The 748-nt window shown below is 36.4% G+C and carries 1 protein-coding gene; it reads left to right on the top strand.

All coding sequences use genetic code 11. The features are described 5' to 3' along the window. The coding region (locus RB298_RS00400; protein WP_486045196.1) for an LLM class flavin-dependent oxidoreductase at window positions 1–748 on the top strand (748 nt) is incomplete at both ends.

Genomic DNA, 748 nt, shown 5'->3' with positions numbered 1-748 from the left:
CTTTTAAATACAATCATCAAATTGCGCAAATGGCTGAGCAGACCGGGTTTTCAGCGCTGCTGCTTCCAGTAGGAGCAGAATGTCTAGATGCATCAATTGTAGCTTCCTCTTTAATACAATCAACTAAAAATTTAAAGTTTTTATATGCAGCAAGGCCAGGCTTTATTAGCCCAACAGTTTTTGCAAAGCAATTTGCTACACTTGATTATTTATCAAACGGAAGAGCTATTATTAATGTTGTTACTGGAGGTTCACAAGCTGATCTAGAAAGAGATGGAGATAGTCTTTCACACCATTTACGCTATAAAAGAACGGAAGAATTTGTTCATATTTTGAAACGTTTGTTTACCGAAGATGTAGTAAATCATCAAGGGGAATATTACTCCATTAAAAATGCATCTCTTTTTCCAAAGCCCGTCCAACAGCCAAGACCTGAGATCTTTATGGGTGGTGCATCTGAAGCTGGTAAGCAAGTAGCTGCTAAATTAGCTGATGTTTATATGTTGTGGGGAGAAACATTAGAAGATACAAAGCTTCGAATCGAAGAGATGAAACATTTAGCAGCCAAAGAAGGAAGAACGCTGAAGTATTCAGTTTCTCTTCAAGTTATTACAGCAGAGACAGAAGAAAAGGCATGGGAGAAAGCCCACAATCTGATTAGTAAAGTAAGTGAAAGTAGCTTAGAAAGTAAAAAGAAATTTAGATTAAAAGATGAATCTGTCGGTCATAAAAGGTTAGATAAATTAAT

The sequence above is a fragment of the Priestia sp. BR_2 genome (assembly GCF_041954005.1).
Lineage (GTDB): Bacteria > Bacillota > Bacilli > Paenibacillales > Paenibacillaceae > Paenibacillus_AQ > Paenibacillus_AQ lautus_A.
This window is presented reverse-complemented; position numbering and strand designations above follow the sequence as displayed.